Source organism: Pseudomonas sp. C5pp (genome assembly GCF_000814065.1).
In the GTDB taxonomy this organism is placed as follows: Bacteria; Pseudomonadota; Gammaproteobacteria; order Pseudomonadales; family Pseudomonadaceae; genus Aquipseudomonas; species Aquipseudomonas asiatica.
Map to the genome: position 1 here is coordinate 141,461 of NZ_JWLN01000014.1, position 6,502 is coordinate 147,962.

Sequence of the window (6,502 nt, forward strand, 5' to 3'; positions counted from 1 at the left end):
ATTCCGTATTCCAGGAAGTTTCGACGACGTGAACAACAACAATCCCTTCCCACGCTTCCGCGCCCTGGCGCTGGCCCTTGCGGTCAGCGCCGTGGCCGTCAACAGCCAGGCCGCAGACGCCACTATTCAGATTCAGGCCCAATCCTTGGCATCGGCGCTGAACCAACTGGGCCAGCAGACCAACCTGCAGCTGTTCTTCAACCCCGAACTGGTGGCCGGCAAGCAGGCCCCGGCGGTGTCCGGCCAGCTGGCGCCCGAGCAGGCGCTGCAGCAGTTGTTGCAAGGCAGCGGCCTGACCTACGAGATGTCCCAGGGCACCGTGGTGGTCAAGCCGGCCCAGGCCGATGGCACCCTCACCACCGGTAGCCTGGAGCTCGCGCCCACCGACGTCAAGGTGGTGGGTGACTGGCTGGGCGATGCCCAGCAGAGCGTGGTGCAGAACCACCCCGGCGCGCGCACCGTGGTGCGCCGCGAGGCGATGGTGGAAAAGGGCGCAATGAACGTGCGTGACGTGCTGCGCGGCATCCCCGGCGTTCAGGTGCAGGACTCCAACGGTACCGGCGGCAGCGACCTGTCGCTGAACGTGGGTGTTCGCGGCCTGACTTCGCGCCTGTCGCCACGCTCCACGGTGCTGATCGACGGCATTCCGGCCGCTTTCGCGCCCTATGGCCAGCCGCAACTGTCGATGGCGCCGATTTCCTCGGGCAACCTCGACAGCATCGACGTGGTGCGTGGCGCCGGTTCCGTGCGTTATGGCCCGCAGAACGTCGGTGGGGTGATCAACTTCGTTACCCGGGCAATCCCAGAGAAGCCCTCGGCCGAGCTGTCCACCACCCTGGAAACCTCCCAGCATGGCGGCTGGAAGCACACCGAGTCGGCCTTCGTCGGCGGTACGGCGGACAACGGCATGGGCGTGGCGCTGCTGTACACCGGGGTGAATGGCAACGGCTACCGTGAAAGCAACAATGGCAACGACATCGACGATGTCATCCTCAAGACCCACTGGGCACCGACCGACGTTGACGAGTTCTGGCTCAACTTCCACTACTACGACGGCCGTGCCGACATGCCTGGTGGCCTGACCCAGGCGCAGTACGACAGCAACCCGTACCAGTCGCTGCGCGACTACGACTACTTCGCCGGCCGGCGCAAGGACGTGTCGTTCAAGTGGCAGCGGCAGCTCGACGACGCCACCCAGTTCGAAGTGCTGACCTACTACACCGACAGCTTCCGCGGCAGCTCCATTGCCTCGCGCGACATGAAGACCCTGTCGTCGTACCCGCGCAACTACCATACCTTTGCCATCGAACCACGGCTGTCGCGGATCTTCTTCGCCGGCCCGACCACCCAGGAAGTCAGCGTGGGCTACCGCTACCTGAAGGAAGCGATGCGTGAGCAGTCGACCCGCCTGGCGCTGATCGACAACGTGCCGACGCCCGCCCCGGGCTCCGACGGCCATGTGTTCCAGGACCGCAGCGGTGGTACCGAGGCCAGCGCCTACTACATCGACGACAAGATCGACGTGGGTAACTGGACCATCACCCCAGGTATCCGCTTCGAGCATATCAACACCGACTGGCGCGACCGCCCGGTGCTCGGTGCCAACGGCCAGCCGGTGCCGGAGAAGAAACGCAGCATCACCAGCGACGAGCCACTGCCGGCGCTGAGCGTGATGTACCACATCTCCGATGCGTGGAAGGTGTTCGCCAACTACGAGACCTCGTTCGGTAGCCTGCAGTACTTCCAGCTGGGCCAGGGTGGTACTGGCAACAGCACGGCCAATGGCCTGGAGCCAGAAAAGGCCAAGACCTACGAAATCGGTACCCGCTATGACAATGGCGGCTTTGCCGGTGAGCTGACGGCGTTCTACATCGACTTCGATGACGAACTGCAGTACATCAGCAACGATGTGGGCTGGACCAACCTCGGTGCGACCAAGCACCAGGGTATCGAGGCCTCGGTGCGCTATGACCTGGACGGGCTGGACCCGCGCCTGGAAGGGCTGTCGGTGAGCGGTGGCTATACCTATACCCGCGCGACTTATGAAGGGGACATTCCTGGCTTCGAGGGCCGTGACCTGCCGTTCTATTCACGCCAGGTGGCCACTGCCGGCGTGCGTTACGCGGTCAATCACTGGACCTGGAACCTGGATGCCTACGCCCAATCCAAGCAGCGCGCGCCGGGTACCGGGATCAATGCCGATGGCAGCTTCAACGGCGACTACATCACCGAGCCGAGTGCGGACGGGCAGTTTGGCGATATTCCGGGTTATGTGACCTGGCATGCCCGTGGCGGGTATGAGTTCGGGCCTCAGATGTCCAACCTGAAGCTGGCGGCGGGGGTGAAGAACCTGTTCGACAAGCAGTACTTCACCCGCTCCAGCGACAACAATGCCGGCATCTATGTGGGTGAGCCGCGGACCTTCTATGTGCAGGCCAGTGTAGGGTTCTGACATCGCGTCGCCTGCTTCGCGGGTGAACCCGCTCCCACAGGTACCGCGCAGGGTCTTTAGCCTTGCACCGACCCTGTGGGAGCGGGTTTACCCGCGAAGAGGCCGGCACAGGCAATCCATTACTTGGGTTTTGAGCCGAGATTGCCGGGGCCGCTTTGCGGCCCCCGCTATTCAAGAGGTCACCGCCTCAGCCGGCGAGACAATGCTGGTCTTGGCCCCCCGCGAGCGCCCCGAACTCAGGTACGCCGCAATCGACTCCTGCGTCACCTCGCCCAAGAACACCTGTTCGGCATCCAGCACCGGCAGCCACGCCCGGTTGAACTCGTACATCCGCGACAGCAGGATGCGTAAATGCTCATCATGCGACGCCGTGGCATTGAACGGCCGCAGGAAGTCGCCACATGTCCCTTGCTGGCGATGCATGTCACGCCGGCGCACGTAGCCCAGTGCCTTGTTCTGCGCATCGGTCACCACCACGTAACGGCGGTCGTGCTCGTCCAGCAGCTCCAGCGCATCACTCACCGGCGTCTGCGGGCTCACCGATGGCGCGTTGTCTGCCGCATCCTCCGCACGCACCAGCAGCAGGCGCTTGAGGGTGCTGTCCTGGCCGACGAAGTTGCTGACGAACTCGTCCGCCGGGTGTGCCAGCAAGGTGTCCGGGTGGTCCAGCTGCAACAGCTTGCCGGCGCGGAAGATAGCGATCTTGTCGCCCAGCTTGATTGCTTCGTCGATGTCGTGGCTGACCATGATCACGGTCTTGTTCAACGCCCGCTGCATCTCGAAGAACTCGTTCTGGATCATCTCGCGGTTGATCGGGTCGACCGCGCCGAACGGCTCGTCCATCAGCAGCACCGGCGCTTCCGCCGCCAAGGCACGGATCACGCCGATACGCTGCTGCTGCCCGCCGGACAGCTCGCGCGGGTAGCGTTGCAGGTACTGCTTGGGCTCCAGCTTGATCATGTGCATCAGCTCGCGGGCGCGTTCATGGCACTTCTGTTTGTCCCAGCCGAGCAGGCGCGGCACCACGGTGATGTTCTCCTCGATGGTCATGTTGGGGAACAGGCCGATCTGCTGGATGACATAGCCGATGTGCCGGCGCAGGGTGACCTCGTCCAGCCCGGTGGTGTCTTCGCCATTGATGAACACCTGGCCGGAAGTGGGCGTGATCAGGCGGTTGATCATTTTCAGGGTAGTGCTCTTGCCGCAGCCCGAGGGGCCGAGGAACACGCAGATTTCCCCTTCGTTGACGGTGAGGCTTACCGAGTCGACGGCTTTGACGTCCTTGCCGTTGACGTTGAAGGTTTTGCTGAGGTTCTTCAGTTCGATCATGAGCGCAGTCCTTCTGGAGTCAGGGCACGTTGCAGGGTTTGCAGGAGCAGGTCGGCGATGATCGCCAGCAGGCTGACCAGCACGGCGCCGACCAGCAGCATCGACATGTCGCTGCGGCTGATGGAGGTAAGTATGAGTACGCCAAGGCCGCCGGCGCCGATGGTGGCGGCGATGGTCATCACGCCGATGTTCATCACCACGGCGGTGCGCACGCCGGCGAGGATCACCGGCACGGCGATGGGCAGTTCGACCATGCGCAGGCGCTGGCCGAAGGTCATGCCGATGCCACGCGCGGCTTCACGGATGCCGGGTTCGACGTTGGTCAAAGCCAGGTAGGTGTTGCGCATGATCGGCAGCAGTGAGTAGAGGAACACCGCAGTGATCGCCGGCAGCGGCCCCAGGCCCTGGCCGAACCTGGAGTAGAACGGCAGCAGCAGGCCGAACAGGGCGATCGAGGGGATGGTCAGCAACACCGTGGCACTGGCCTGCAAAGGGCCGGCGACGGCCGGGAAGCGGGTCATCAGGATGCCCAGCGGTACGCCGACGATGATCGCCAGGCCCACGGCGACGCCGACCAGCATGATGTGTTGCCAGGTCAGCTGCAGTACCTGGGCCCAGTCGAGGTGGGCGAACGTGTCGAGCAGGCTCATGGTTGTACCTCGCCAGGCATTGGGTGGTCACGCAGGAAGGCGGCGGCCACCGTGGTCGGGTTCTGGTGTTCGACGTCGACCTTGGCATTGAGCTGGCGCATGGTTTCGTCATCCAGTTGCTCGGCCAGAGGCTTGAGCAGGCCGGCCAGTTGCGGGTTGGCGTCGAGCACTTGTTTGCGCACCACCGGGGCGGCGGTGTAGTCGGGGAAGTAGTGCTTGTCGTCTTCCAGCAGCTTGAGGTTGAACGCGTTCAGGCGACCATCGGTGGTGTACACAAGGCCGGCGAACACCTGGTTGTTGTGCATGGCGGTGTAGACCAGGCCGGCATCCATCTGGCGGATGTTGCCGCGGCCCACTTGCAGGTCGTACATCGCTTTCAGGCCTACCAGGCCGTCCGGGCGGTTGGCGAACTCGGTGTCCAGCGCCACCAGGTGGTTGCGGTGGCTTTCGTCACGCAGTACCTGATTGAGGTCGCTGATCGAGTTGATCTGCGGATAAGCCTCGGCGACCTGCTTGGGCAGGCCCAGCGCATAGGTGTTGCTGAACTTCGACGGGGTCAGCCAGATCAGGTCCTTCTTCGCGTCCAGTGCCTTGACCTTGGCGTAGGTGGCCTCGGCACTGGGCATGCGCTCGTCGATATGGTTGTACGACACCAGTGACACGCCGGTGTATTCCCACATCAGGTCGAGCTGGCCGGTTTCCTGGGCCTGGCGTGCGATGTTGCTGCCAAGGCCGCTGGTGACGCGCACATCAAAACCGTTGGCGCGCAGGTATTGCGCGGTGATTTCGGCGAGTACGGTCTGTTCGGTGAACACCCGCGCGCCGATGCGGACAAGTGGTTTTTCCGCTGCCTGGGCAAGTCCTGCGAACAGCAGGGTCGCGCCCAAAAACAAGGCGATTCTCTTGTTCATACGTTCCCTCTCGTTATCCAGCCAGGCCACGTTCCAGCCAGCGCTTGCTGGAGAAACTCACCGCTGCATCCAGCGCCAGCGCCAGCAGTGCGGTGCAGGCAGCCCCCAGCAGCAGTTGTGGCTGGTTGTTCAGGGCGATGCCGGGGAAGATCAGGCTGCCGAGGCTGTTGGCGCCAATCAGGAACGCCAGCGGTGCGGTGCCGACGTTCAGCGCCAGGGCCACGCGCACACCGCCAACGATGATCGGCACGGCGTTGGGCAGCTCCACCTGCCAGAGTTGCTGGCGCGGAGTCATGCCGATGCCGGTGGCGGCTTCCTTGAGCGAGGCGGGGACGTTTTTCAGGCCCTCGTAGGTATTGCGCACGATAGGCAGGAGAGAGGCGAGGAACAGCGCGAAGATCGCGGGCCCGGCGCCGATGCCCAGGATACTCAGGGCAATGGCCAGAACGGCCAGGGGAGGGATGGTGTTACCAACGTTGAAGAACTGCATGAAGCGCTCGGCTTTGTCGACCCGGTGCGGTCGACTTAACGCAATGCCGGCGGGGATGCCCACGGCCAGCGCCGCCGCCATCGAAGCCAGCACCAGTACCAGGTGCGCTTGCAGGTAGAACCCAAGATCGTCGCGATACCGCGCGATCGTGTCGATGCCGATCCAGTGGACCAGCAGGGCCAGGATGACGAGCACGGCGGCCCATCCCAACAGCCCTTTTCCGTAGCGTTTAGCCACAGGCGGACTCCTTGTGTAGTCGGCGAGCACACTTCTTGGTTGCCGGCCAGTCCTGGCGGCGGGTGGTGTGTTCGCGAGTAGCAGCGTGACGCACGCCGAAGGCTGCGATCAGGCCATGAGCCGAACCCCGTCGGGCCCGAAAATGCTGATGAAACCAGCTCCCCAACCGAAGCGGGTTGCAGGGGAGTGGACGTCTCCGTGGGCGTAAAGGTTCCCATCTGGGGCGGCATTTGGCCAGCGTTAATCACTGGCTGGTTGGAAAATTTACGAGAAAAAGCAGCGGGTTGGTGCGCTGTAGGCGTTGAAATAACTGCTCTTGGGCCATTTGTCGTGATAAAGCGATTGCCTGGCGAATTTGTGGCCTCTGGGCGGGCCCTTTCGCGGGTAAACCCGCTCCCACAAGTCCTGCACAGGTTTCAAAGGCGGTGTGATA

General features: G+C 63.4%; 6 protein-coding genes. 1 reads left to right on the plus strand and 5 read right to left on the minus strand.

Annotation, left to right across the window (positions count from 1 at the left end):
* The first annotated feature begins 28 nt into the window (after positions 1 to 28).
* On the plus strand, positions 29 to 2,452 hold the full coding sequence (locus RR51_RS14060; protein ID WP_039613851.1) for a TonB-dependent siderophore receptor: 2,424 nt from the start codon (positions 29 to 31) through the stop codon (positions 2,450 to 2,452).
* 171 nt (positions 2,453 to 2,623) lie between these two features.
* Here the strand turns inward: RR51_RS14060 and RR51_RS14065 are convergent, their stop codons facing one another.
* The 5 genes from RR51_RS14065 to RR51_RS31520 all read right to left on the minus strand — a co-directional run.
* Positions 2,624 to 3,781, minus strand: coding sequence for an osmoprotectant ABC transporter ATP-binding protein OsmV (locus RR51_RS14065; protein ID WP_039613852.1), 1,158 nt, complete (start codon positions 3,779 to 3,781; stop codon positions 2,624 to 2,626).
* Complete coding sequence (locus tag RR51_RS14070; protein ID WP_013971042.1) at positions 3,778 to 4,431, minus strand: ABC transporter permease; 654 nt, start codon at positions 4,429 to 4,431, stop codon at positions 3,778 to 3,780. The genes RR51_RS14065 and RR51_RS14070 overlap by 4 nt, the downstream gene beginning before the upstream one ends.
* Positions 4,428 to 5,342 carry a glycine betaine ABC transporter substrate-binding protein gene (locus RR51_RS14075; protein ID WP_039613853.1) on the minus strand — a complete coding sequence of 305 codons (915 nt, stop codon included), beginning with the start codon at positions 5,340 to 5,342 and terminating at the stop codon, positions 4,428 to 4,430. The genes RR51_RS14070 and RR51_RS14075 overlap by 4 nt, the downstream gene beginning before the upstream one ends.
* Before the next feature lie 13 nt (positions 5,343 to 5,355).
* Positions 5,356 to 6,069, minus strand: a complete 714-nt coding sequence (locus RR51_RS14080; protein ID WP_023660682.1) for an ABC transporter permease — start codon at positions 6,067 to 6,069, stop codon at positions 5,356 to 5,358.
* A gap of 244 nt (positions 6,070 to 6,313) precedes the next feature.
* Positions 6,314 to 6,502 (minus strand): hypothetical protein (locus RR51_RS31520; protein WP_236693267.1); only part of this gene is annotated, 189 nt, incomplete at its 5' end.

What these genes read in the sequence shown, in the direction of transcription:
- RR51_RS14065 (WP_039613852.1), bottom strand. Translation starts at nt 3,781, where the DNA reads ATGATCGAACTGAAGAACCTCAGCAAAACCTTCAACGTCAACGGCAAG.
- RR51_RS14070 (WP_013971042.1), bottom strand. Translation starts at nt 4,431, where the DNA reads ATGAGCCTGCTCGACACGTTCGCCCACCTCGACTGGGCCCAGGTACTG.
- RR51_RS14075 (WP_039613853.1), bottom strand. Translation starts at nt 5,342, where the DNA reads ATGAACAAGAGAATCGCCTTGTTTTTGGGCGCGACCCTGCTGTTCGCA.